This window comes from Actinomycetota bacterium (genome assembly GCA_030019255.1).
In the GTDB taxonomy this organism is placed as follows: Bacteria; Actinomycetota; Geothermincolia; order Geothermincolales; family RBG-13-55-18; genus Solincola_A.
In genome coordinates this window covers 50059-74274 of the sequence record JASEFK010000010.1, presented here as the reverse complement: position 1 = coordinate 74274, position 24216 = coordinate 50059, and the positions used below count along the sequence as shown (strand labels likewise).

Genomic DNA, 24216 nt, shown 5'->3' with positions numbered 1-24216 from the left:
GTTCGAAGGCGTGGCTCGTGCCAAGGGATTCGAAGCCTGTGGGGGTATCGGTCTTGGTCGCGCTTTTTCATGGTGAGCGGCCCGTCCGCGCTCTCCCGGTTCATGGCGCCGTGCCCCGGTCCTTGTGTCCGGGCGTCCCCGATGCGGTAGACATTCGGCACTGACCTTCTTTGCTCCCGACCTCAGGGTCCCGGGTCCTGTCGCCGGTTCGCGCGTCGCCACCCCGCCAGATGGAAGAGGGATGACGGGGCGGTGCGTGTTGCATCGCGTACCCTTTCCAGGGCGCGGAGGATGCCTTGGCGGAGGCGTTCGAATTCCCCGCCCTCCAGGGATCGGCCGCCGTAACGCGCCTTCTCGTAGAGGAAGAGTTCCTCCCGCAGGTCCAGCCCCGGGATCGCCTCCTGCAAAACGGTAAAATATTCCTTGAGGGTACTCCCGGGAGGGCGGGGGTATCCCAGCCGGCGCGCATCCTCCAGGAACATGCCCATCAGCGCCTGCGGTTCTCCCGCCGCCAGCGGCAGGGGCGCGCCTTGCCTTCTCCCTCGCCGTCGCGCCGCCAGGGCCGCCAGGAGGAGGAGGGCGAAGAGGATGGGAAGCCAGGGGGCCTCCCGCGAGGAATAGGCCACCCCTGAGGCCAGGGCCTGCAGGCCCTGGCCCAGGGCGGAAAATCCCCGCTTCAGGGCGGAGCGCAGGGAGGGCGGGAGGATGGAGGAAAGGCTGCGGCCCACCCAGGCGAAAAAGTCGCGAAAAACCCAGAAGACTCCGTATGAGCCGCGGATCTCGGGAAGGGAGAAACCGGGCGTGGGCTCCCTTGTCACCCAGCCCACTCCCACCAGGTAGACCTCCACCCAGGCGTGGGCGTCGTCCAGGCTGACCTCGTAGAGCCCGGTCACCGGGTTGTAATCCCCGGTGGCGTAGCCGGTGACCACGCGGGAGGGCACGCCCGCCAGGCGGCACAGCACGGCGTGGGCGGTGGCGAAGTGTTCGCAGTAGCCGCGGCGTGCCTCGAACAGGAAGTAGTCCACGGCATCCTCGCCGGGGGGAAGGGGCGGGACGTCCAAGGAATAGGCGTACTCCCGCCGCAGGAAATCCTCGATGGCCCTGACCCGTTGCATGGGTCCGGCGTCGCGGGGGATTATCTCCCGGGCCAGCTGGATGACCCTTTCCGGAAGAGGTGGCAGCTCGAGGTAGCCGAGCTTTTCGCTTCCCGCCAGGTAGGGGTAATCGCGCAACGCGTCCTGCGAAGCGGAGAATTCCAGGTAAGGGTGCAGGTGCCCCTGCATCACCGATCCGCCCAGGGCGGAGAGCTCCTCGTCGCTGAAGTCAATGGCGTTGGAAATCACGCTGTACACCAGGCCCTCCGCCAACTCAAAGGGACTCCGGATCCCGGACTCGTCGTAGTAAACGTAATCGGAAGGATAGTAGAGCAGGCTGGGACGGTAGGCGGTGAAGACCACGTTGGGCTGGTCGTTCTGCAGGTAATAGGTCTGCAGGATGGTCTTTCCGGCCAGGTGAACGTCTTTCTCCGGTGCGGGCAGGTTGAAGGGCTGTTGGGATGTGCCCAGCCGGGGAGGCTCCTCCTCGGGAAGCAGCCAGGAATAGCCGTTGTAGGTGGTGAAGGCCAGCCCCCTCCAGTAGGCGGGCTCGCTGGCCCGCACCCGCATCACCGGGAGGTCCAGCAGCTTTCCTCTCGCGCGCAGGTCCAGGTAGGGGCCGAAACCGAAGTAGGCCTCCGGGTTGACCTCCAGGGGACGGTCCGGCGGCCGGAGGGGGAGCTGGGGATATCCCGGGTTGCGCACGGAGTAACCCTGGGCGGAGAACCAGGGGCGGCGCAGCGAGAAGGGCAGGGACCGGATGTAGGTGGCCGGGAAACGGGGTATGAAGGCCCCCACCAGGAGCCCGATGACCACCACCGCCGCCAGGAGCAGGCTGAGGGTGGCGGAGACTCCTTTCAAGGCCGCGCCGGAAGGGTATTTGCCGGAGCCGTTCCTGGAGAAGGAAGAAAGCCGTGACCTCTGTGCGAAGTAGAGGGAAGGAGCGGCGCAGGCCAGCCAGAGGAGCACCATCCAGGCGAAGGTGGCGGATAAAGAGTAGGACGCGGCCAGCGCCAGGAGGATGAAGGAGCTGACCAGGGAGAAAAGCAGGTCCCTGCGGCGCGGAAGGTCGAAGCTGTGCAGAACCTGCACCCACAGGAAGAGCTCGGCCAGGGGTACGCGGGTGTCGTAAGGCTGCAGGTAGGACTGACGCAGGAAGGAGGCCAGGGCTACCAGGGTCAGGGTGGCGATGGCTAGCTTTATGAGGATGTTGGGCCGGTGGCGGCGCCACCAGCTGAAGAGGAACCCCGCGGTGATCAGGAGCAGGGACACCAGGACCACTGAGGGGTTGATCACCTCCTGGAGGGCCAGGGCGACGATGGACACGCACACCGAGGCCCACACGGCCAGGCGCAGGCCCCGGGATTCCTCTACATCCCTGGGCGCCGCCAGCCTGCGCAGGTTACGCAGGGATTTTCCAGGCATTTCCCGAGATCATCTCCTTCGATGCATACGGCAATACCCTCGAGGGTGGGCGGGAGCTCGACGTATCCCCGGCGCAGGAGGTCCTCGAGGGAGCCCGCGCCGTTTCCACTGGGTTGCCATTTCTTGCCATCCGAACCCGTTACCAGTATCCAGGCCAGTCGCGATCCCTGTGGCATGGAGGGAGGCCGCGGGAGGTCGGCGGGTGCGCTTACTGCCATAATCTGGCATACGAGCGCGCCCCTGGGTATCCTATGGCGCAACCCCTCCAGCTGTTCCCGCGGTCCCGGCTCGCCCTCCGCCTCCAGTGCCGCCAGCCACCCGAGGGCGGACTGCAGGCCCGGTGCGTCGTGGATAACCGGGGTGGAACCCCGGTAGGCGGCCAGGGTCACCGGGCAGCCTACCGACCAGGCATAGGCGGCGGCGCTGGCCGCCACCCGGGCCTGCAGGTCCAGGCGATCCCGGGCCTTCCAGCCCCCCAGGTCGCCGCCCCGGTTGTCCAGGAGGATAAACAGGCGGGTGCTCCTCTCGGCCTCGAACTCCCTGACCACCAGATCGCCGCGCCGGGCTGTGGTCCTCCAGTGCACGCGGCCCAGGGGGTCGCCGGGCTGGTACTCGCGTACCCCATAGAAATCCAGTCCCTCCCCTCGGGAGGCGACCGGAAGGGGTTCGCGCCAGGGATAGAGCAGGACGTCGAGGAAGGGGAAGGCGGTAAGCTCCACGTAGGAGGGATGGACCTCCAGGCGGGAATCCGGGGTTATCCGACTGGAGTGCCGGGAAAGGCCCAGGGTGCCCTCGGAGTAGAAGTAGAGCGGCCAGTCGCGGTAGACCCCCCGGCGCAGCCCGCCCCTCCTGTATTTGAGGACGGCCTCCTGGGCGCCGGCCAGGCGGGGAAGGAGGAGGACCGTCGTCCCGCCGGGATGCCGGTCGCCGTCCGCCTCCTCGCTCCCCCCGGCTAGGACTTCGCGGAATATATCCCTTATGCTCCGCCGGGCCACCTTCAGGGAAAACCTCGCCGGCGCCCCGCTCTCGCAGGGGTCCGCGTCGACCACCGCCAGAAGATGACGGGAGAAGCGTCCCCCGTTGCGTACCCGGATCTCCACCTCCAGGTCCTCCCCCTCGACGGCCCGGGGCGGAAGGGAACGCTCCGCATCAAGGTTGCGTACTTGGAAGAGCGATTCCAGCCAGGAGACCAGGAGGGCGGCGAGGAGCAGCCCCGCCAGCCAGAAGAGCCACCCTGACTGGGAATTTATCCCAATCAGGATCATGGCCAGGGAAAGGGCCACCACGGTCAGGGAACGCGCGGAGAACAAGGCCACCTCCTAAAGGACAGGCACCGGGACTCGTTCCAGCACCCCCTGGACCAGGGAGCGGGCCTCGGAGAGGACCCGGGAACGGGCGGCGGGGATGACGCGGTGGGCGAGCACCGGAACGGCCAGGGCTTTGACGTCGTCCGGGGTCACGAAGTCACGGCCCTCCAGGAAGGCCCTGGCCTGGGCCGTCCGGACCAGGAAGATGGTTCCGCGGGGGCTGGACCCCAGGTGGAAATCCTCCTCCTCCCGGGTGGAGCGCACCAGCTCCACGGCGTAGGAGAGCACGTCCGGGTGCACGGTCACCTCGCGGACCTTCCTCTGCAGGGCGGGGATGTCCTCCGCCTCCAGGACGGGGCCCAGCGCGTTAACCGGATGCTCGAGGAGCTGGGCCTCGACTATCTCCCGCTCCACTTCCGTGGAGGGATAGCCGAGGGTGAGGCTCATGCAGAAGCGGTCCAGCTGGCCCTCGGGCAGGGGGTAGGTCCCGTGGTATTCCACAGGGTTCTGGGTGGCGATAACGAAGAAGGGCCGGGGGAGGGGATAGGTGGTGCCGTCGGCTGTGACCTGGCCCTCGTCCATGGCCTCCAGGAGGCTGGACTGGGTGCGCGGGGTGGCCCGGTTTATCTCGTCGGCCAGGATGACGTTGGCGAATATGGGCCCCGGCTTGAACTCGAAGTCCGCCGCCTTCTGGTTGTAAATCACCGTCCCGGTGACGTCCGAGGGGAGCAGGTCGGGGGTGAACTGGATGCGGCGGTAGGTGCCGTGGATGGACAGGGCCAGGGAGCGGGCCAGCATGGTCTTGCCCACCCCGGGCACGTCCTCCACCAGCAGGTGTCCGCCGCTGAGCAGGGCGACCACCGCCAGGGCGACTTGCTCGTCCTTTCCCCGGATCACCCGGCGCACGTTGTCCACCAGGGCCCTGGCCGGGCCGTTTCCCCCGCCCGGCGCCGCCTGGTTCATCGATTCTCCTCCCCGTCTCAGGGTTTCCGGTCGGCCTCTCCCGCGAGGCACACCGCTTCTCCGCTTTCCCAATCCGAGGTCTTCGTCCTTCCGTGCCGCACCCCGGCCGGAAGGAGGCCCCAATTCCTAATATCGAGATTAGGAGCCGGCATGTTGAGATGCAACGACAGGGGTCAGGTCTTGACAGGCTGCTCAAGAATCGAAACCCCGCGATGTAAGAATTGGTGGTTCCCGGCATAATGCCGGAAACGAGACAGTACATTTACGGCATTTTGCCAATTTTCGGTCACCCCGTTGAACTTGATACCCCGATATTTAGTCGAGGGATCAGGGGCATGGGGATAGGGAGCCAAGGCAGGCAGGACATTCCGTCGCCGGGGACAACGGCGATCTCGTGATTTTCGGGTAGGACTTCGGGAAGAGGGGTCCAGCGTCCAAGCCCAACGGAGAACCCAACGGAGGTATGGTTTCAACTCGGTTACGGGGCGGGAATAATGGAAGGCGGCGGAACGGAGACCAGGGATGCGGGCGATGGAAAAGGCGGGGAGCAAGAGGTGTTTCGGTTGACGGAACGGGTGGTTCCCCGGGAGGGCCTGCCGGAAAAGGGTGCCTGCGACGCCGTGGTGGAGGTAGCCGGGAGGGACAGCGTCGGCGCTGCGGTGGCCCTGGCCCGCATGGGAAGGATACGCCGCGTCCTTCCCTCCGTGGCCTTCACGGGGACCGAGTTCGGGGACCTGGATTCCCCGACCAGGAACGTCCAGCTCATGAGGCGGTTGCTCGAGCCGGAAGGCGTGGTGGTGGAGGATCCCGTGGTCGTCGGGTCCCCGCCCTGGTGGCGGGCCACCGTGGGGAGGGTCAACACCGTCCTTTCCCGGCGCTACGGTCCGTGGCATATATGCCTGGGGTGCCACATGTACCTGCACGCCCTGCGCATACCTCTCTGTAGGCGACTGGGGATCGGAAAGCTGGTGGCCGGGGAGAGGCTGGGGCACGCCGGGCGGGAGAAGGTCAACCAGGGTCACGACGCGGTGAGCGCCTACAGACGGGTGGTCGAAAGCTTCGGCATCCGGTTCGAGCTGCCCCTCCTGGAGGTGGACGACGAGGAGGAGATGATCTCTCTGGTAGGGGGATGGAGGGAGGGGGAGAACCAGCCCTCCTGCGTCCTTTCCGGGAATTACCAGGACCAGAATGGCGAGGTCCTGGTCGAGCGGGAGAGGGTACGTGCCTACCTGGACGAGTACCTGGTGCCGGTAACCGTGCGGATAGTCTCCGAGATCCTCGAAAGGGGAAAGGCGGATTACCAGGCCCTGGTATGGGAAATATTGGAAGGTTAGAACCGTTCGGCCTGACGTCCGGGGACAGCCCAGCCCCCCGGGGATTCGGGGTCTGCAAGGCGTTGGAACAGCGGGCGGCATGCCTTATGGGGAGCGAGCCCGATAGATCAAGCGCTTGAAGGAGAGAGGCATGTTGAAGGTCCTTTTCCTCGTCCTGGACGGGCTGGCGGACGTCTCCCACGCGGAGCTCGAGGGCAGGACGCCGTTTCAGGCGGCGAAAACCCCAACCATGGACCGGCTGGCAAGGGAGGGCTGCTGCGCCCTCATGTATCCCCTGGCTCCCGGGGTTTGCCACTCCAGCGAGGTGGCTCATTGGAGGATGTTCGGGTACCGCCCGGAGGAATACCCGGGACGCGCTTATTTCCACGCCCTTTCCGAGGGCATCCCCTGCCGGGAGGGGGACGCCCTTTTCATGTTCAACCTGGTCCCGGTGATCCGACGGGCTGGGGACGTTTACGTTGTCGACGAAGGCGTCCCCGGCGTGGCGGACTTCTGCGCCCGGCGGGCGGAGGACTTGAAGGCCGCGGCTCCACCGGGGATGGAGCTCCATTACCTTGGCGGTATCGAGTTCCTGGCCGTGGTGGAGACGGGGTCCTCACACCTTCTTCCCACCGATCCCTTTCTGCATCATCTACCGGTGGGCGAGATCGCCCCCAAGCCGGGATGGGGGAGGGACGAGGATACCATTCGCACGGCGCGTATCCTGCGCGATTTCAAGGAAAGGGCGGAAAGGGCGGCGGCGGAGGGCGGGCCGGAGGGATGGGAGGCGGGGCTGATAATGAAGTGGCCCTCCCGGGCGCTACCTCCCCTGCCCTTCGAGGAGAGGTACGGAATGCGGGCGGCAGCGATAGTCTCCACTCCCTGTTTCCGGGGCCTGGGGATCTTTTTGGGCATGCGGGTGGTGGACCGGGGGGAAAGGGAGGCCGAGGCCGATATGGAAGTGAAGCTGCGCGCCGCGCACGACTGGTTCAAGGAGGGCGGGGAGTTCGCCTTCGTGCACACCAAGCACGCCGACGAGGCCGCCCATGCGGGGGATCCCCGAGGAAAGGCGGAGGTCATCGAGGCCATGGATCGTGCCCTGGCCTCCCACGCGGAAATGCTTTTCGACACCGAGGTGCTCACGGTCATCACCTGCGATCATTCCACCCCCACCACCCGCGATCCCCGCGTTATTCACGGCGGGGACCCGGTGCCGGTGCTCTTCCATGCCCCCACAGTCAGGAAAGACGCGGTGCGGCAGTTCGACGAGGTGAGCACCGCCATGGGCGGGATGGGCCAGCTGCGGGGCGAAGATCTCATGCCCCTCATCCTCTATTTCTCCCGCCGCGCCCGGTTCGTCGCCGACCCTTGAGCGGAACGGCCGTCGTCCTTCCGGACCGGCCCGGCGGTATTGGTCTCGCTCGCTGAACCGCTTGCTGCAACCAACCGCCCGGTTCCGGGCAGTGGGATTGGCAACTCGCGGCCTTTTATCATTTCCAGCTCAAGAAGGCCTCCATCCTATTGCCCCTCACAGGTTGTTTTTTCTGGCTCGAACTTGTGAGTGCGGGCCGCTTTGTTTACATTGTTGACGTGCCGTATTCGGTATGTACCTGAAGGGAGAAGCGGGAGAGAAACGGATGGAGGTGAGGAATTTCGAGCTCACGTCATCGGGCGTGGTCCTGAAAGGGAAGGTACTCCTGCCCGACGTGCGGGGACCGGTGCCCCTGGTAATCCTCTGCCACGGCATACCCAGCGGGGAACTGGTGCCCGGCGATCCCGGCTACGAGGCGCTGGCGGAGCGTTTCCTGGAAAAGGGGATCGCGGCGTGCATTTTCAATTTCCGGGGCACCGGGGAATCGGGCGGCGATTTTTCCCTTCCCGGATGGGTGGAAGATCTTGCCACCGTCCTCGAGGAGGCCGGGTCGGGAAGGGGCGCCTTCGCTGGCTGCCGTCCCGACCGGGTGGCCCTGATGGGTTTCAGCGGAGGGGGTGCAGTGAGCATCGTCTGCGCGGCGCGCCGTCCCGGGCTGCGGGCCCTGGTGTCCGTCTCCTCCCCGGCGGACTTCACCCACCTCATCACCCGGGAGGGCATAGGGGACTTCATCGCCCACGCCCGGCGCATTGGCATCATCCGGGATTCCGCCTTCCCTTCCTCGGAGGACGAATATTACGAGGGGATGCACGCCTGTCGACCGGTGGAGGAGGTGTCCCTGGTCTCCCCGACTCCGCTGCTCATCCTCCATGGCTCGGAGGACGAGACGGTGCCCGTGAGTGAGGCCCATCTTCTCTACGAGGCGGCGAAGGAACCGAAGGAGATCTTCATCGTCCCCGGGGGAGGTCACAAGCTGAGGCACCACGCGGAGGCCATGGACAAGGCCGTCGGTTGGCTCCTTGAAAAGCTGTGAGCGAATGCTTCCTCACATGCTTTCCGGGGCGGAGACCCCCAGGATGGAGAGGCCGTTGCGCAGCACCTGGAGGGTGCAGCGGACCAAGAAGAGGCGGGCTGTGGTGAGCTTGGCGTCCTCGCTGATCACCCGGTGGCGGTTGTAGAAGAGGTGGAAGGCGGCGGCCAGCTCCTCCAGGTAGCGGGTCAGGCGGTGGGGCGCGCGGTCCAGGGCGGCGTCGCGGATGAGCTCCTCGAACTCAAATATCTTCAGGGCCAGGTCCATCTCCTCCTCCTCGCCCAGCCGCCGCAGGGTGGCGAGGTCGGGTATCTCCTCGCGCATCTCCACGCCCTTCCCCAGCCCGTAGCGGAGGATGCTGCAGATGCGCGCGTGGGCGTACTGCACGTAGTAGACAGGGTTCTCCATGCTCTCCTGCACGGCCAGCTGGATGTCGAAGTCCAGGGCGGTATCCTGGCTGCGGGTGAGGAAGAGGTAGCGGGCCACGTCCTTTCCCACCTCCTCCACCAGCTCGTCGAAGGTGACCATCTCCCCGGTGCGCTTGGACATGCGCACCGGCTCTCCCCCCCGCTTCAGGTTCACCAGCTGCCCCAGGATGACCTCCAGGACCCCCGGGTAACCCTTGGCCTCCAGGGCGGCCTGCACGCGGCGCACGTACCCGTGGTGGTCAGCGCCCCAGATGTTGATGAGGTGCTGGTAGCCCCTGGCCAGCTTGTTCAGGTGGTAGGCGATGTCGGCGGCGAAGTAGGTCGGCGCTCCGTTGCTGCGCAGGAGCACGCGGTCCTTGTCGTCGCCGAAACGGGAGGTGGCCATCCACACCGCCCCGTCCTTCTCGTAGGCCAGGCCCTCCTCCCGGAGCTTCCGGATTTCCTCCAGCACCGCGCCGCTCCTGTGCAGTTCCCTCTCGCTGAACCAGTTGTCGAAATGCACCCCGAAGGAATCCAGGGATTCCCTGATTCTTTTGAGCATCAGGCGGTAGGCCCTCTCCCCAAGCTCGGCCCGCCTCTCCTCGGGGGGAGCGTCCACCAGCCTACCGCCGTCCTCCTCGAGGAGGACGCGGGCGATGTCCCTCACGTAAGACCCGTGGTACCCCTCGGCCGGGAATTCCACCTCCCTTCCGGCTAGCTCCAGGTAGCGAGCCTCCACGGAGGCGGTGAAGACTTCCATCTGGGTCCCGTAGTCGTTGAGGTAGAATTCCCGGTCCACCTCGTAACCGACCGCCTCCAGGAGGTTGCACAGGGCGTCGCCCAGGGCCGCCCAGCGGCCGTGCCCCACGTGCAGCGGGCCCACCGGGTTGGCGGAGACGAACTCCACCAGCACGCGGAGCCCTCCCCCCAGGTCCCAGCGCCCGTAGGACTCCCCCTCTCCGGCGACTCGAATGAGCTCGCGCAGCACGCGGTCCCGGTCCAGGGTGAAGTTGATGAAGCCGGGACCGGCCACTTCCACTGCGCTGAGGATGGGGTGTTCCCGTTCCCCGCCGGGATGACAGGCCTTTTCCTCCAGGCGGCGTACCAGGGCCGAGGCTATCTCCCGCGGGTTGCGCCCCGCCCGGCTGGCCAGGACCATGGCCACGTTGCTCGCCCAGTCACCGTGCGCCTTGTGGCGGGGCCGCTCCAGCACGAACTCCAGCCCCTCCGGGTCAGGTATCTCCCCGGCCCGCGCGGCGTCCGCCAGGGCCCGCTCGATGAGTTCCCGCAGTTCCTTGACGATCAAGCGCGCTCTCCCTCTTCTGTTTCGCCGCTCGCTTGCCGCTTACGATGCGACGGTCGACAGCGAAAAAAACAAGGCGTAACTTGCCCCACGGGTCTTCAGGACATTACTTGTATCATACATCTTCGATCTCCGTGAGCGTTGCATGTGGAAATATATTAAACCCGAAGCTGCCAGCGGGCTCAAGGGCTTGTTAGCGCGGGAAAAGCAACAAGACGGGAATAGGCGCCACCTGTCCTTTTTCGAAGTGCGCTGTTTATTTACCAGAATCTTCGGCAGGTGGTTGCGGTAGAGTAATGCGATGCGGCCGTCCCGGGGACGGCCGCATCTTCAGGGGGGTGCATGGGGAGAGCTCGCAGAAGCGCAGCCTTTTCGCCGGTGCTTGGCGCTTATCGGTCTCGCTGAACGAGGCGCCCGCTGCGGGATTCCCCGCTGGTTTTGTTTTCCTTCTCACCTCCCCAGGGGCCCTTGGAGGGCGCGCAGGCCCCCGTGGACGAACAGGGAGGCCATGGCCTCGGCGCGGGATTTCACGGCCTCCGCCTGGGATTCGGTAAGGGTTCCCTCCGAGACCAGGCGGTCGGCGATCTCGCTTATCCGCGAGGCCAGCTTATCCACCAGTTTTTCCGTGGACACTCCCTTCTCCTCCGCCAGGTCGGCGATGGTCTCCCCTTCTTCCAGCCTGTCCTCGAGCTCCCGGGTGGCCATGCCCAGCTCGGAGGAGGCCAGCTCGAGGAGCTCGTCCCGCGCTTCGCGCAGGATCCCCGCCCTTTCGGGGATGGTTTCCATTTTCTCCCTGAGACGGGGCCCAGGCTCGAAGGGCCGGGTTTCCCTCCAGGGCCTGTTGCATCCGGGGGCTGTGGGTGACGGCTTCTCCTCGTCCGGCCTCCCCACTGCGTACCCGATGGCGAACATCCCTCCGAGCAGGATCAACGCCACCAGGCCGGCCAATATGCCCGCCAGCGCCCTGTGACGCCGGAACCAGCCGGAAGTTCCCCCGCCGGAGATCCTGTACGGTCCTTCCGGAGCAGGAGGGGCTGCGTTCGGGCCAGGCTGTCCTTCTGCCGTGGAGACTTTGACGTCATCCGCCGCTCCCAACGTGGTCGCTTCGGACACCGAGGCTGTCTCCTCCATCGGGTTACTTTCCATGCTTCTGGATGCCTTAAGGTCCGCGTCCTTCTTGGACGACGGGGAGAGTTCCTGGTTCATGTTTCCTGCATTCATGCTCCTTCACCTTCCTTCCGGCTTTTTTAGCCTGTTCTTTCGACGCTTCTTATACGGACTGGGTTTCGCTTGCCCATCCACATCCAAATTCCTGCCTTCAATGACAGGCCTTTTCTCTTCCTTCGCCGGTCACCTCGCCGCACTATGGTTCGTTCCCATGTGGCCCCCTTTGCTCATCGGCGCTATCCCGACCCCCACGCTCCGGGGGCTGCCTTGCCCCGTTGGTCGGTCGACTTCCAGCTCTCGTAACCGTTAGGAAGTTTCCTTGTCGTGCCTGGGGCACTCGATTGGGGATGCCAGTCCCTCGATTCCCGGGTGTCGCTTCATACCTCCATCCCCCTCAGTCTTCCGTCCCGCATCTGGTAGGCCCAGTCCGCCGCCCGCAGGATACCCTCATCGTGGGTGACGATGAGCACGCACTTTCCGTCCCGCCGCGCCAACCTGGCCAGGATGTCCACCACCACCCGACCGGTGGTCGAGTCCAGGTTGCCCGTGGGCTCGTCGGCCAGGATGAGGTCAGGGTCGTTGGCCAGGGCCCGGGCTATGGCCACTCGCTGCTTCTCTCCCCCGCTCATGCGGCTGGCCCTTGTCCTGAGCAGGCGGCCCTCGATGCCCATCCCGGCCAGCAGATCCTCGGCGCGGCGGCGCTGTTCCCCGGTTGGAACCCCGTCCAGATCCATGGGGAGGGTGACGTTCTCCAGTGCGGTGAGGTAAGGGATGAGGTTGAACATTTGGAAGACGAACCCCACCCTTTTTCTCCGGTAGCCGACGAGGTCCGCGTCCGGCCGGCAGATGTCCTCCCCGAAGACGATTATCTCGCCTCCGTCCGGCCTTTCCAGGGACCCGATGAGGTGGAGGAGGGTGGTCTTTCCGGATCCTGACGGCCCTATGATGACCGTCACCTCCCCCTTGCGCGCCCGCAGGCTCACCTTGTCCACCGCCCTCACCTCGCCCGATTTCACCCGGAAGGCCTTACTGACCTCGTTCACCTCCAGAAGGTCGGCCATGTTCCCTTCCTCCCTTCCTGCCATTATTTACCACCTCATTCCATGGTCAGCATCCTGGCGGGCCGCAGCCGGTTTATCCAGACCACGGGGACCGCCATTCCTAGCAGGCTGATGCCCAGCAGTATGAGGATGCCGTAGGCGAGAAGGCCACCCCGGTACACCACCTCCAGCTCCACCTCCGCGCTCTCGCTCCCTAGCAAGGAGAACCTGCCGCCCTCCTTGTAGAGGTTGCGAGCCATGAACCTTGCGGCCGGCGTGCCCTGTGCCTGTCCGGGCTGGAGGGCCTGCTCGGCGGCGACGGCATCCTCCTGCAACAGCCAGTCACCCAATCGTTGGGAGACTACCGCCGAGGCTCCCGTGGCCAGGATGACCGCCACCAGGCAGATGCAGGTGATCTCCGCGGCGTACTGCAGGAGGACCTGACGGTCGGTGGCTCCGATGGCCTTGAGCACGCCGAGTTCTCGGGTACGGCCGCCCACGATGATGGCCATGGCCAGCACAATGATGAGGGCGCAGGCGGCGAGGGCCCCGGCCAGGCTAATGACCGAGGTCCGGGCCACCTTGTGCAGGGGATCGGATATGGCCTTGAAATCGGAATAGTCGGTGGCCAGTTCGTACCTGTCTCCCCCCTCCGTTCCGTTAACTACTGTTTCCTGGAAGGCCTCCTGGATGGCGGCGGAGCTGTCCGCGCTGTCCAGGTAATAGCAGCCGAGCTCCACGTATCCCGGGGTGTTGTTGAGCGCCTGGACCACGGAGAGGGGGGCGTAGAACTTGCTGCCCGCGGGGTTGAAGGCCAGGGGGTCGCGGGTCTCGCCCTCCTGTTCCACCTCCACCGTCTCGTATATGCCCTTCACCGTGAGCACCATCTCCGAGCCGCGGCCCTCGGAGCCGGTTACCTTGGCGGTAATGGTGTCTCCCACCTGGAGACCGTTCTCCTCGGCCAGGGTCTTTTCCACCAGCACCACCGGGTTGGCCAGCAGGTAGTCCTGGTAGGTGTAGAAGGAACCGTCCACCAGGACCTTGGCCCCGCGCAGGAAGTCGGCGGCCGAGGCCCCGTCGGTGTTTCCCTCGAAGAAGAAGGAATTGCCCTCGGAGGAGGAGGCGCCCACCGAATACGGGCCGCTGCGCAGGGAGAGCATGCTGGCCAGCTCCGTGGATTGCACGTCCGGTAGGATGACGAGGGTTTCCAGCACCTTGTCATAGCTTATGACCTCCGGTCGACTGGAAAAATCATCCACCAGGGCCTCGGGCACCATGAGCTCGGTGCGCTCGGCCAGGAGCTCCTCCTCGGACATCTTGCGGGCCTCGGCCTGCCGCTTGGCCGGGTCCTGCTCCCGCTGCTCCTGGAAGGCCTGCATCTGGTACTCCGAGCTCACCCTGACTTCCGCGTAATTACCAACGCTCTTCTTGACCTCCCCCACCTGGGAATCGGCGGCCATCTTCACCGCCAGCATGGAAAGGGAGAAGGTAAGGCAAACGAAGAGGAGGAGCACCACCACCAGGTTGGCCAGGGGATGGCGTACGAAGCTCCGGAGCCCTCTTTTTATGGACCGCATTTTCTCACCGCCCTCCTGCATGTCAATCCGGGAAACCTGTAAGGTTCCACCTTTCTCCCGAGCCCTGACTTCCTGCCTTCACTCGTACCTCCACCGCTGGGACCGATTTCTCCCGCCTCTCGATCCGCGTCAATCCGGGAACCCGGCCAGGTTCATCTCCGCCTTCTCCCCGGTCCAGGTGTCGTAGAAGACCAGGTTGGAACCCTCCTTGGTGAAGCCTTCGTTCCGGGAAACGCTCAGGGGATTGAGGTCGAAGAACAGGAACACATCGCCGATCTCCTCCTCTATCCGCAGGGTGACGGACACCTGCTGCAGGGTGGAGTAGTCGAGGAGAGCGGCGGAGATGATGTTGGTGGAGACGTACCCTCCGTAAGTGGTGACGTTCCCGTAGTAGTCATCGTAGGAGGCGGCGTCGATATGGGGGTTCCATAGCCGGAAGGAGAAGCGGGACAGGTCGACAAGGTAATCCCCGGCATTCTTGATCCTGAGCTCCACCTCCAGGAAATCCCCGTTCACCTCCCGCGTCCCCGAGGAGGCCACCAACCGGTTGCTGTCCTGGCGCTTGGCCGCCACCACCGTGAACTCCACCCCGGAGAGGGCGACCGTCTTTTCGCTCGCCGCTTCGGTGGCGGATTCCCCCGTTCCGCTGGAAGAGCTCCCGCCCGTGTTCTCTCCCGTGGTGGCGAACGCGCTCCAGTTGTCCTCGGCTGTTTCCAACTCGGATGAAGAGATTTCCTCGTAGGTGGTGCTGTCCGAGCCCGCCATCCCCGGCGGCAGCTTGGTCGTCGTGGCGGTGGACTCCTTCGCCTCCCCGCTTCCGCAGGACGAAGCGGCGAGAAGGATGGACGCCAGCACCAAGGCCACCGGGATGACCATAAATATCTTGCTTTTCTTCATTTTCACCTCCGTTCCCGATCAAAGAACGAAGCCGTTTATCGGTCTCCGTGTAGATGGTGGCAAGGAATGGTTAAGCAATTGTGGAGGAAGGGAGAAAAGTTTGTAAAAAACCATGGCGGTCTTCAATACACGGATGTCCGTCCGTGCGGATCGGCTCGATGAAGATCCATCCATCCGCCGCGTTTCCAGGTCCTGTTCGGGTTCCAGGCGGTGTCCCGGAAGGGATACGTGTCCCTTTGCCGGCTCCTCAGCTCGCAGCTTCCGTCTTTATGGCCCGGAACCGGTACCCCACCCCGTGGACCGTGTCTATAAAATTCCACCCCTCCGCCGCATTTCTCAATTTTCTCCTGAGGTTCTTGATGTGGGAATCCACGATGCGGCCATGACCAGCGCAAGCCTCTTCGCCCACCGCCGCCAGTATCTCCTCGCGGGTGAACACCTTTTCCGGTTGCGAGGCGAGGAGGGCCAGGATGTCGAATTCCCTGGGGGTGAGCGCGACTTCCTTGCCGAAAACGAGGACCCCCCGCGCTTTGCCGTCCACGAGCAGGGGACCGGCGGAGAGCACCGCTTCCGGCCCCGCTTCTTCTCCGCACCTCCTCAGGATGGCCCGTATCCGGGCCACCAGTTCGCGGGGACTGAAGGGCTTGGCCAGGTAATCGTCCGCTCCCAGTTCCAGTCCCAGCACCCGGTCCTCCTCTTCCGCACTGGCGGAGAGCATGATGATGGGCACGTCGGAGTATTTCCTGACCTCCCGGCAGAAGGCGTAACCGCCCAGGCCGGGCACGCGGACGTCCAGGACCACCAGGGAAGGGCGGTTTTCGCGCCACAGGCGGAGGGCGGTCTCTCCGTCGAAGGCCGTGAGGGTGGGGTAACCCTCCTTCTCCAGGTAAGCCCGGAGGACGTTGGCGATATCCCTATCGTCGTCCACCACCAGGATGAGCTCTTTCCTCATCCCCCACCTCGCTTCATCCCCGGCGCACCCGCCTCCCTTCCTCCTACCTTCATCCCACGCCTTCTCCCTGCCAACTTTTACCATGCGTATTGCAACTCACCCTCGGGCCTGACCCGGGACGGCTCGCCTGCGAGACCTCGATCGCAGTCCCGCCCGCGGGACTTTCAGCACCAAGGTAAAGGGATAGTGTTAAGAATTTATGAAGCGTTATTTAAGAATGGAGGGGTGGGATCTGAGACCCCACCCTCTTCTTCGCTTTACGCCCTTTTCCCACTGCCCCGCTTATGCCCGGGCGTTATATGGGTGCCCCGATTCGTGGCATGGATCCCGGTGCACTTCCCCTGGGAAGGGGACTCGATACGCGGCCCGTTTCCCCCTTCACCCAGCCCGGACATGCGCGGCCCATGGCGCCCGGAGCGGGGAGCTCATAGAGAAGCCGGTTTCTCCTCCAGCACCGCCGTGGCGGACTTCTTCTCCCTTCCCCGGTAATACTCTATGGTCACCTCATCTCCCACCCGGTGTTTGCGGATCTCCAGCATCACCGCGTCCATGGAGTCCACGGCCACGCCGTCAATGGAGACGATGATGTCTCCCGAGCGGAGGCCTGCCTTCTCCGCCGGGGTGTTGGGCAATACCCGACGCACGATGGCCCCCTTCTCCACCGGCAGGTCGTAGATGCGGGCGGTGTCCGGGTCCAGGGTGCTTCCCAGGAAGCCCAGCCAGGGGTGAACCACGTAGCCCTTGGAGATGAGTTCCTCGATGATGGGCTTGGCGTTGTCTATGGCGATGGCGAAGCCCAGCCCGTCGTATCCCCCGCTGGCCGTCTGGGAATAGATGGCGGTGTTTATGCCGATCACCTGCCCTACGCTGTTGCACAGAGGGCCACCCGAGTTGCCCGGATTGATGGCCGCGTCGGTCTGGATGACGTCCAGGAGGGTGGTGTTCCCGATGGTGATGTTCCGGTTGAGAGCGCTGATGATTCCCGAGGTGACGCTGCCCTCGAAGCCCTCCGGGCTGCCCACGGCCACCGCCAGCTCCCCCACCACCAGGTCGGATGAGGTCCCTAGCGGAGCTGCCGGTAGGTCAGAGGCGTTTATCTTGATCACTGCCAGGTCGGTGTCGGGATCGGTGCCCACGATCTTGGCCTCGTAGGTGGATCCGTCACGCAGGGAAACTATCACCTTGGTAGCGTTCTCCACCACGTGGTTGTTGGTCACTATGTAGCCGTCGGATCGCCAGATGAAGCCCGACCCCACTCCAGCCTGGGTCATACCATACTGGACCTCGATGTTCACCACGGAGGGAAGAATACGATTGGCAACTTCTACCACCGCTTCTTGTCCCGCCTTGACAACCCGTTCCTCGACCGTCCGCACCTCCTGCACCTGGGTGACCCCGCCCTTACCCCGCAGTATATCCACCGGGTTGCCGCCGAAGGCGAGGGGCAGGAGGAATATCACGGCCAGGGCGACGACCAGGGAGACAGCGGCCGAGAGCAGCACGGTTCGCGCCCCTCCCCCGCTTTTCTCGCGGCGCGGGGTTGGGTAGGCAGGCGTGGTCCCTCCCGGTGTGGGCGGCGGCGGAGGCGGCGGAGGTGGCGGAGGCGGCGTATATGGCGGCTGCGGCGAAGAAATGGTGAAATGGCGGTTTTCATTCAGTTCGTCATTCATCTCCATCACTCCTTGTTCTGGATAATCTTACCATTTCATCATTTTTCTCCTTCCGGAGCGGGGCGGCATTTCCGTTTTCCGCATGCGGGTCGTACTCGGCTCTTTCCTCCCATTATCCTCCATTCTCCATTATATTTCCCGTTTTACCCGTCCCTTCATCGCTGCCCGGTTCACTGCCCTCCCGGGCACCTGGACATCTGAGACCCCGAGGCCTGTTCTCGGACGAACTCGCCACCGCCTTGCCCCCAGCCCTTCGGGTACCTCGTTCCTGCATCGTTATTAACCTACTCTATCCCTGCGACGCCGGTCGTGCCGTGGATTGTTCCTCTCGCGCTTTCGCGCGGTGCGCTCGAGCTTTGGCTCACACGAGCCATGGTTTAAGTTTAAGCATAATTTGTTAAGGCCGCGTAAAGACGATGGGGACAATCGGTGAAGTTGATGTAAAGAATGAGCAAGCTTTAAAGTAAATCTCCGCGTAAAAGACCTCGCGGGAACGTTGCAGGGTTTTCGGTTATCCTAAAGAAGGATTATGAAACGGAGGTGATGCCCATGAGTCGCAGGGACGAGCAGGGAAGCCCTCCCGGGCCGCCGGAAGGCGCTTTGCCGGAGGAAGCGGCAGTCCCCGGGCCCCGGAAGGAGAGAGCCCGGACGGAGAAGAAAAGGCGCAAGGTGAGCCTCATCGCCGCCCTGGTGGTCAACGTGGTCACGGTCGTGGTGGTGGCCATAGTCATCGTGGCCATCCTGCTTCCCGGTTACCGAAGGTCGTTCACCGCCGCCAAGGCGGTGAAGGGGGCCGATGAGGTCCTGATAGTGGTGAAGAACAGCGAGGCCAACATGCGGGAGAATCAGACCGATTTCCTGAGGGCCCAGGACGGCCTCAGGAATTCCCTCCAGGAACTGGTGGAAAGCGGAGGAGAGAACGTCTATGCCTATGTGCGAGACGGTTTCCCCGACTGGGCCTGGGTGGAAAAGAACCTTCCCCAGGATATGCAGGAGTGGCTGAGGGACCTTCCTCCCCGACCGACGGAGGCGGCGAGCGATGAAGGATCAGCGAGTGAAACCGGGGAAGAGAAGAACGTCGAGGTGAAGCCCTGAAGTGATGACCGCAAACATGGTCCTGGACGCCTTCCGTGACTTGTGGGACGGTTTCATATCCCGCCTCCCTTCGCTTGCGGTGGGCGTTATCGTACTTCTCTTCTTTTACCTGCTGGCCCGGGTGGCGCGGTTCCTGGTGGCTCGTTCGGTGAAGAGGGTCAACGCCGCCGAGCATGCCTCGCGGGTGATCTCACGCCTGGTGTTCACGGGAATCATGGTGCTGGGGGTCTTGGTCTCCCTGGGGGTGATGGGGATAAACCCCGGGGCCCTGGTGGCTTCCCTGGGGCTGGTAAGCGTGGGGATAGGCTTCGCCCTCAAGGACGTCATCGAGAACTTCCTGGCCGGCATTACCATAATTTTGCAGCGCCCCTTCGTCATCGGCGACGCGGTGCGCTTCGGGGACGTGGAGGGAGTGGTGGAGGACGTGAGGGTGCGGGATACCATTATCTGCATGTTCGATGGGCGCAAGGCCTACGTCCCCAACCGTTCCCTCTTCTCCGGCATGGTCATCAACAGCACCGCGAACCGCAGGCGCCGCTACGATTTTCAGGTGGGCGTGAAATACACTGCCGATCCTGCCCTGGCAGCCCGGGTGGCGGAAGAGGCCGTGCGGGAGGTGGAGGGAGTCCTGGAGGAACCCCCTCCCCTGGTGGTTCTGGAGGAGCTCGGGGAGAGCTTGGTCAATCTACGGGTGTACTTCTGGCTGGACCCCGTGATCTTTAATCCGCTGGAGGTGAAGTCGCGGGCCATTTCCACTGTGAAGCGGAGATTGGAGGAGGAAGGTTTTACCGATCCTTTCCCCGTCATCACCACTCAGCCCAGCTCATGATCCTTTGTCCATGCCGGGCCGGACTCAGAAGGTCAACCAATGCGCTTTCCCTCGTAAGGTGTCATTCCGACAAACGGCCTTCATATCCGTCGCTTGGTACGTATGATCTGGATGTGAATTGTTCGGGCACTGCTGCGCAGCTGAGGAGGCGGAACATGATGGCGGTTGCACTAAGAGAGGGCGATACCCAGGCGGGCGGCGATGGCCATGGCCTCGCGTTTCTCCTCCCCGGAAGGGCGGCGGTTCATCTCCGGGTACAGGGCGGACCGGTACTCGGGCCGGTACTGGAACATGAGGTTGAAATAGATGTCTGGCATGTTCTCCGCCACCCATTCCATTATCCTTTCCGTGCAGCAGTGCAGGTGCCCGGGCATGAGGAGCTGGCGAAGCATTATCTCCCCCTGGCGGTAGGCGATGGAGAAGTTGCGGCTCACCACCTCGAAATACCGGTCCACGTCGGAGTAACGCCTTGCGCACTCGTCGTTCCCGTAGCGGAAGTCGGCCAGGTAGATGTCCATGACCCCCTCCAGGAGGCGCATGGCTTCCAGGGAGGTGTACATGTTGGAGTTCCATACCATGGGCAGGTTCCTTCCATCCTCTCCCAGGAGGATGATGGTCTCCAGGATGGTGTGTAGGTTGGGGTCGGGGTTTCCGCCCACGAAGTTGGCGTTGCGTGCGCCCTGCCGCATGCCCTGGACCAGAGCGGCGGCCAGGTAGGAGGGGTCGGCGGGGCTCCCGGCGCGGGCATCCATGGCGATGTCCCAATTCTGGCAGTAGATGCAGCGGAAGGTGCACCCAGAGAAGAAGATGGTGTGGGAGGGGACCAGCTCAGGCTCCTCGCCGAAATGTAAGAAAATGGAAGCGATCCTCGAGACCGCGCCCACCCCGCAGTAGCCGCTCTCTCCCGCGGCGCGGTCCGCGCCGCACCTCCTCTCGCACATGTGGCAGTCCCGCAGCATGCGGCGGGCCAGGAGGGCCTTCAGGTCCAGGAGGGAGGGCGAGGCCGGCTCAGGCTGCCAGGACCTCTCCTCCCAGGCCCGGCGGAAGTCCTCCATGGCCCGGTCGTGCAGCCGCCACAGCTCCTCGTCGGAGAGTTCCTCCAGGCTGTCCGACCCCGCGGGTACGCGGCTGCTCGCCCAGTGGCGTGCCGGCCTCTCCCCGCTCAGGATGGAAAAATAGTCCTTTAACATCACCTCTATTATATGGTCTCCAAGGGCGGTAGAAGCGATGCTCGGTCTCAAAGGGCGGTAAAGGTGATGTTCGCCACGCGGCTCACGGGAACGGACCTTTGACGTCACCGCTATCATGTGGTCTCGACCCGGGATGGCGATCTTGTATGTCGGCCATGGAGGGCCACCGGGGATGACTCCCGTTCCCGTATCCAGCCCGAGTATTCAACACCCTCGCGTTTTAGACCCGTTTTCATCGCGGCGGAATAGGGCCCCGCTCCCCCGCCCGCGCGCCTCCCCCGCCCCCATCCGCGGCGTTGATGTGGGAGCCTCGTGAGGGACGTCGGTCTTGTACGGGTTAAGGGACACCCGCCTCCCGGATCCCGAAACTCGCGCGCAAGGGCTTTCTTTCGACAGCACGATGCCTTGGCGGGGAATGGAATTAAAGGTAACCTCCGCCTGGACTTTATACCCCCAGGGGTATCACGATTCAAGACCTGACCCCTTAATATAACAGCATGGTTGCGTGGGTGATGGTTTTAGGGATGGTCACCATCGTGAACGTGACCATGGTGGGGGCCGTCATGCAGCTGGCGGGACAGGTACCCGACAGCTCGTTACTGGTCATACTCTCCCGCTATTTAAGAAAAAAAGAAGAGGGCCCGGGGACCCTCCTTCATCCCGTGGAAGCCTCCTCCCGGCTGCAGAGGTTGAGGCGCCGCTCCGGCTTACTCGCCCTGGCCACCTGCGTGCCGGGCCTGGTGTTTACCATCTGGGCCTCGGCCATCGGGTGGGGAACGATAGCCGGGTTCGCTCTGGCCTTCTGGGTGCTGGCGGGAAACCTCGGCTTCCTTACCCTCCCCCTGGCGACCCTGGCCAGGAGGGCGTTCCGCATGCAGGTGGGTGAGGAGCCGGAAAAGCCCGCGGCGGAAGGAAAAGCCCCCTCCCTGCGGACCGGGGGAGTAGAGGCCGCGGTGGACCGGGCGGAAGGGGGGAGCACCCTTTCACCATCGGGAAACGGCCCGGATGCCGGAGAATAAGATTGACCGCAAAGCAGGAATCAAGACCCGAGGGCGCTTGAGTTCCCCATCCCGGCCTCCATCTTGCGCGCCGTGCCGGGAAGCTTTCCCTTCGGCGCTTCAAGGGGCTTTCCGGCTGGATGACGACCTCCGTCCCGATCGTGAGTCGTCGAGGCACCTTCTACCCGGACGAGACCGCGCCTCGCCCGGTGTCGCTCGCTCGTCGCGCGAGAGCACGGATTCCCGGCGCAAACTCCTCGTCGTGGACTCGGCGCGCGAAAAAATTTCCTCCCCGGTGCGGCCCACCCTCCCCGGTGCGGCCCACATACGCCTGGTCCCCGATCGAAAAACAGAAGAGGATGGCCCGTTCGCCGATCGACATCGGTCGTGTGCGGTTTTTCTCCCGCTTTTCTTCTATAAATCTCCAGCAGGCGCAACCGGCGACGGAGGCGAAACCGGCGAAAGGACTCGCCCCCTCGCCGGAACCGGTCCGCCAGGCGCATTCAGCCGGCCGAATGATCTTGTGACCGCGGCCCCCGATCCTTTTGGGATACAATCATGTTGTCGGTCCTGACCGCCTCCCCGTCGCGGTCGAGGGGGAGAACGACGAGCTGGGCACGAGGCACGGAGTCGCCGCGGTCGGGAAGAGGTCCCGGAAGAGGCGACGGTCCCCCTCGAGGTAAGGGATAAGAGTCGAGAAAGGCCCCTGCGTTGTTACTGGATGAATACCGGGAGGCCAGGGAGATCTCCCTGCGCATCGCCCGCGAGGTTGAACCGCCCCGCTTCTATGCCGATAAGAGCATAGAGGTGGAGGCCTCTCGCCTGGCCCTGGAAAGCCACCCCATGGCCCGGAAGGCCCTCTCCATGGTGAAGGAGAGGGGGGAGCGGCTGGGCCACGGGTTCTCCCACGTGGTCAAGGTGGCGGTGGACGCCGGGGCACTGGTGCTCATCGAGACCGCCCCCTCGCTCGGCGAGGAGAGACGGGAGAGGTACCTACTCCTGGCCCACCTGGCGGGTCTTCTGCACGACATTAGAAGGGAGGAGAGGGACCATGCCCGGAGGGGCGCCGAGGAGGCGGGACGCATCCTGCTCGACTTCGACCTGGAGAGGGTGGAGCGGGAGGCGGTGGTCCAGGCCATCCGCAACCACGAGGCCTTCCGTCCCGAGCAACCCCTGGAAAACCCCGCCCTCCAGGTGCTCTCCGACGCCCTCTACGACGCGGACAAGTTCCGCTGGGGGCCGGACAACTTCACCGATACCCTGTGGTCCATGGCCGGTCCCGCGGGCATCCCGCTGCCGGCCCTCCTGCGCCATTTCCGGACCGGCATGGAGGGCATCCTGCGCGTGGCGGACACCTTCCGCACCCCCACGGGGCGCGTTTACGGGCCGGACTTCATCGCCCGCGGTCTGGAGATCGGGGAGAGGCTCTTCGGGGAGCTGGCCCGGATCTACGGGCTGGCGGAATGAGGAGCGGTCGGGTAGCCGCGGGACTTCGCCGGACATCACGTTACAGGACGTCCAGGGGACGGGACTGACCTCCTCGGGACCGTGTCCTCCCCGGGTCCCGTCGGCCCGGGAGGAGCCGATAGATAAAGGGAGGAAGACGCCGTCGGGAGGCGGTGGACGAGAGAGCCGAATACAGAAAGGAAGCGAATACAGAAAGGAAGTGGAAGCGGCATGTTCGGAAGCATCGAGGAAGTACAGCGGAAGCTGGCGGAACAGAAGTACATCTGCAGCAAGGAGATCGCCACGGTCATCTTTCTGGCCGAGAGGCTGGAAAAACCCGTCCTGGTGGAGGGCCCGGCGGGAGTGGGCAAAACCGACCTGGGCAAGGTGACCGCCGCCGCCCTGGGGCGGGAGTTCATCCGTCTGCAGTGCTACGAGGGCCTGGACGAGTCCAAGTCCCTCTACGAGTGGGAGTACGCCAAGCAACTTCTCTACACCCAGATCCTCAAGGACGTCCTGGCCGAGGAGCTGGCCGGGGCGCGCGACCTGGCCGAGGCCGTGGAGCGGGTGGCCCGACAGGACGAAGTTTTCTTCTCCCAGAAGTTCATCGTCCCCCGGCCTCTGCTGCGGGCCATCCTCTCCGAGAAACCGGCCCTTCTCCTCATCGACGAGGTGGACAAGTCGGACCCAGAGTTCGAGGCCTTCCTCCTGGAGATACTCTCCGACTTCCAGGTGAGCATCCCCGAGCTCTCCACCATCAAGGCCAGGCACATCCCCATGGTAATTCTTACCAGCAACAACTCCCGGGAGCTGAGCGACGCCCTCAAGAGGCGCTGCCTGCACCTGTTCATCGACTTCCCCACCCCGGAACAGGAGATGGAGATCGTCCGCCTCAAGGTCCCGGGAATCTCCGAGAGCCTGGCCGAACAGGTGGTGGCCGCGGTGCACCGCCTGCGCAGGTTGGACCTGAAGAAGGTCCCCGGCATCAGCGAGACCCTGGACTGGGCCCGGGCCCTGGTGGTGCTCAACGCCGAGAAGCTGGAGCCGGGGCTGGTGCGGGACACCCTGAACATCGTCCTCAAGTACGAGAAAGACATCCGGAAGGCGGAGGAGAACCTGCACCACATCGCTACCGGATGAT

The 24216-nt window shown here is 64.3% G+C and carries 19 protein-coding genes; 8 read left to right on the top strand and 11 right to left on the bottom strand.

What is annotated here, in order from left to right:
* Positions 1–182 precede the first annotated feature (182 nt).
* Genes QME84_09615 through QME84_09605 form a run of 3 tightly spaced genes read right to left on the bottom strand, consistent with a single transcriptional unit; the run spans position 183 to position 4789 of the window.
* A complete protein-coding gene (locus QME84_09615) occupies positions 183–2519 on the bottom strand; it encodes a DUF3488 and transglutaminase-like domain-containing protein (GenBank protein MDI6874520.1) in 2337 nt (778 codons plus the stop codon).
* Complete coding sequence (locus tag QME84_09610; protein MDI6874519.1) at positions 2465–3829, bottom strand: DUF58 domain-containing protein; 1365 nt, start codon at positions 3827–3829, stop codon at positions 2465–2467. Before QME84_09610 ends, QME84_09615 begins: the two co-directional genes overlap by 55 nt.
* Positions 3830–3838: 9 nt before the next feature.
* Positions 3839–4789 carry a MoxR family ATPase gene (locus QME84_09605; GenBank protein ID MDI6874518.1) on the bottom strand — a complete coding sequence of 317 codons (951 nt, stop codon included), beginning with the start codon at positions 4787–4789 and terminating at the stop codon, positions 3839–3841.
* Positions 4790–5352: 563 nt separating this feature from the next.
* Here QME84_09605 and QME84_09600 point away from each other — a divergent pair.
* The 3 genes from QME84_09600 to QME84_09590 all read left to right on the top strand — a co-directional run bounded on the left by QME84_09600 (position 5353) and on the right by QME84_09590 (position 8507).
* A complete protein-coding gene (locus tag QME84_09600) occupies positions 5353–6123 on the top strand; it encodes a hypothetical protein (protein ID MDI6874517.1) in 771 nt (256 codons plus the stop codon).
* A 130-nt stretch (positions 6124–6253) separates the two neighbouring features.
* A complete protein-coding gene (locus tag QME84_09595) occupies positions 6254–7474 on the top strand; it encodes a hypothetical protein (protein ID MDI6874516.1) in 1221 nt (406 codons plus the stop codon).
* Positions 7475–7739: 265 nt separating this feature from the next.
* Positions 7740–8507, top strand: coding sequence for an alpha/beta fold hydrolase (locus QME84_09590; GenBank protein MDI6874515.1), 768 nt, complete (start codon positions 7740–7742; stop codon positions 8505–8507).
* Positions 8508–8519: 12 nt separating this feature from the next.
* Here QME84_09590 and argS read toward each other — a convergent pair whose 3' ends face one another.
* The 7 genes from argS to QME84_09555 form a co-directional block, all read right to left on the bottom strand.
* Positions 8520–10217 (bottom strand): arginine--tRNA ligase, encoded by a 1698-nt coding sequence (gene argS, locus QME84_09585; GenBank protein ID MDI6874514.1) that lies wholly within the window; start codon positions 10215–10217, stop codon positions 8520–8522.
* 447 nt (positions 10218–10664) lie between these two features.
* The gene (locus tag QME84_09580) at positions 10665–11162 is read right to left on the bottom strand and encodes a hypothetical protein (protein ID MDI6874513.1); all 498 of its coding nucleotides are present in this window, start codon (positions 11160–11162) and stop codon (positions 10665–10667) included.
* A gap of 596 nt (positions 11163–11758) precedes the next feature.
* On the bottom strand, positions 11759–12466 hold the full coding sequence (locus QME84_09575) for an ABC transporter ATP-binding protein (protein MDI6874512.1): 708 nt from the start codon (positions 12464–12466) through the stop codon (positions 11759–11761).
* Between the two features lie 11 nt (positions 12467–12477).
* Positions 12478–13998 carry an ABC transporter permease gene (locus QME84_09570; GenBank protein MDI6874511.1) on the bottom strand — a complete coding sequence of 507 codons (1521 nt, stop codon included), beginning with the start codon at positions 13996–13998 and terminating at the stop codon, positions 12478–12480.
* Between the two features lie 129 nt (positions 13999–14127).
* Complete coding sequence (locus QME84_09565) at positions 14128–14895, bottom strand: hypothetical protein (protein MDI6874510.1); 768 nt, start codon at positions 14893–14895, stop codon at positions 14128–14130.
* A gap of 247 nt (positions 14896–15142) precedes the next feature.
* Positions 15143–15847 carry a response regulator transcription factor gene (locus QME84_09560; GenBank protein MDI6874509.1) on the bottom strand — a complete coding sequence of 235 codons (705 nt, stop codon included), beginning with the start codon at positions 15845–15847 and terminating at the stop codon, positions 15143–15145.
* 425 nt (positions 15848–16272) lie between these two features.
* Positions 16273–17349 (bottom strand): trypsin-like peptidase domain-containing protein, encoded by a 1077-nt coding sequence (locus QME84_09555; GenBank protein MDI6874508.1) that lies wholly within the window; start codon positions 17347–17349, stop codon positions 16273–16275.
* A gap of 717 nt (positions 17350–18066) precedes the next feature.
* Here QME84_09555 and QME84_09550 point away from each other — a divergent pair.
* Positions 18067–18612 carry a hypothetical protein gene (locus tag QME84_09550; protein MDI6874507.1) on the top strand — a complete coding sequence of 182 codons (546 nt, stop codon included), beginning with the start codon at positions 18067–18069 and terminating at the stop codon, positions 18610–18612.
* A 4-nt stretch (positions 18613–18616) separates the two neighbouring features.
* Positions 18617–19441, top strand: a complete 825-nt coding sequence (locus QME84_09545; protein MDI6874506.1) for a mechanosensitive ion channel family protein — start codon at positions 18617–18619, stop codon at positions 19439–19441.
* 170 nt (positions 19442–19611) lie between these two features.
* On the opposite strand, the gene QME84_09540 is transcribed toward QME84_09545, so the two are convergent.
* Positions 19612–20631: a radical SAM protein gene (locus QME84_09540; GenBank protein MDI6874505.1), complete on the bottom strand. Its 1020-nt coding sequence runs from the start codon at positions 20629–20631 to the stop codon at positions 19612–19614.
* Positions 20632–21155: 524 nt separating this feature from the next.
* Between QME84_09540 and QME84_09535 the strand changes: the two genes are divergently transcribed.
* The 3 genes from QME84_09535 (at position 21156) to QME84_09525 (ending at position 24215) form a co-directional block, all read left to right on the top strand.
* Entirely contained in the window at positions 21156–21650 is a 495-nt protein-coding gene (locus QME84_09535; protein ID MDI6874504.1) for a hypothetical protein, read from the top strand.
* A 690-nt stretch (positions 21651–22340) separates the two neighbouring features.
* Positions 22341–23096 carry an HD domain-containing protein gene (locus QME84_09530; protein MDI6874503.1) on the top strand — a complete coding sequence of 252 codons (756 nt, stop codon included), beginning with the start codon at positions 22341–22343 and terminating at the stop codon, positions 23094–23096.
* A gap of 210 nt (positions 23097–23306) precedes the next feature.
* Positions 23307–24215 (top strand): MoxR family ATPase, encoded by a 909-nt coding sequence (locus tag QME84_09525; protein ID MDI6874502.1) that lies wholly within the window; start codon positions 23307–23309, stop codon positions 24213–24215.
* The last annotated feature ends 1 nt before the right edge of the window (position 24216 follow it).

Coding starts and splice junctions, on each gene's coding strand:
- QME84_09615 (MDI6874520.1), bottom strand. CDS start 2,519: ATGCCTGGAAAATCCCTGCGTAACCTGCGCAGGCTGGCGGCGCCCAGG.
- QME84_09605 (MDI6874518.1), bottom strand. CDS start 4,789: ATGAACCAGGCGGCGCCGGGCGGGGGAAACGGCCCGGCCAGGGCCCTG.
- QME84_09595 (MDI6874516.1), top strand. CDS start 6,254: ATGTTGAAGGTCCTTTTCCTCGTCCTGGACGGGCTGGCGGACGTCTCC.
- QME84_09590 (MDI6874515.1), top strand. CDS start 7,740: ATGGAGGTGAGGAATTTCGAGCTCACGTCATCGGGCGTGGTCCTGAAA.
- QME84_09575 (MDI6874512.1), bottom strand. CDS start 12,466: ATGGCAGGAAGGGAGGAAGGGAACATGGCCGACCTTCTGGAGGTGAAC.
- QME84_09570 (MDI6874511.1), bottom strand. CDS start 13,998: ATGCGGTCCATAAAAAGAGGGCTCCGGAGCTTCGTACGCCATCCCCTG.
- QME84_09565 (MDI6874510.1), bottom strand. CDS start 14,895: ATGAAGAAAAGCAAGATATTTATGGTCATCCCGGTGGCCTTGGTGCTG.
- QME84_09560 (MDI6874509.1), bottom strand. CDS start 15,847: ATGAGGAAAGAGCTCATCCTGGTGGTGGACGACGATAGGGATATCGCC.
- QME84_09550 (MDI6874507.1), top strand. CDS start 18,067: ATGAGTCGCAGGGACGAGCAGGGAAGCCCTCCCGGGCCGCCGGAAGGC.
- QME84_09545 (MDI6874506.1), top strand. CDS start 18,617: ATGACCGCAAACATGGTCCTGGACGCCTTCCGTGACTTGTGGGACGGT.
- QME84_09540 (MDI6874505.1), bottom strand. CDS start 20,631: ATGTTAAAGGACTATTTTTCCATCCTGAGCGGGGAGAGGCCGGCACGC.
- QME84_09535 (MDI6874504.1), top strand. CDS start 21,156: ATGGTCACCATCGTGAACGTGACCATGGTGGGGGCCGTCATGCAGCTG.
- QME84_09525 (MDI6874502.1), top strand. CDS start 23,307: ATGTTCGGAAGCATCGAGGAAGTACAGCGGAAGCTGGCGGAACAGAAG.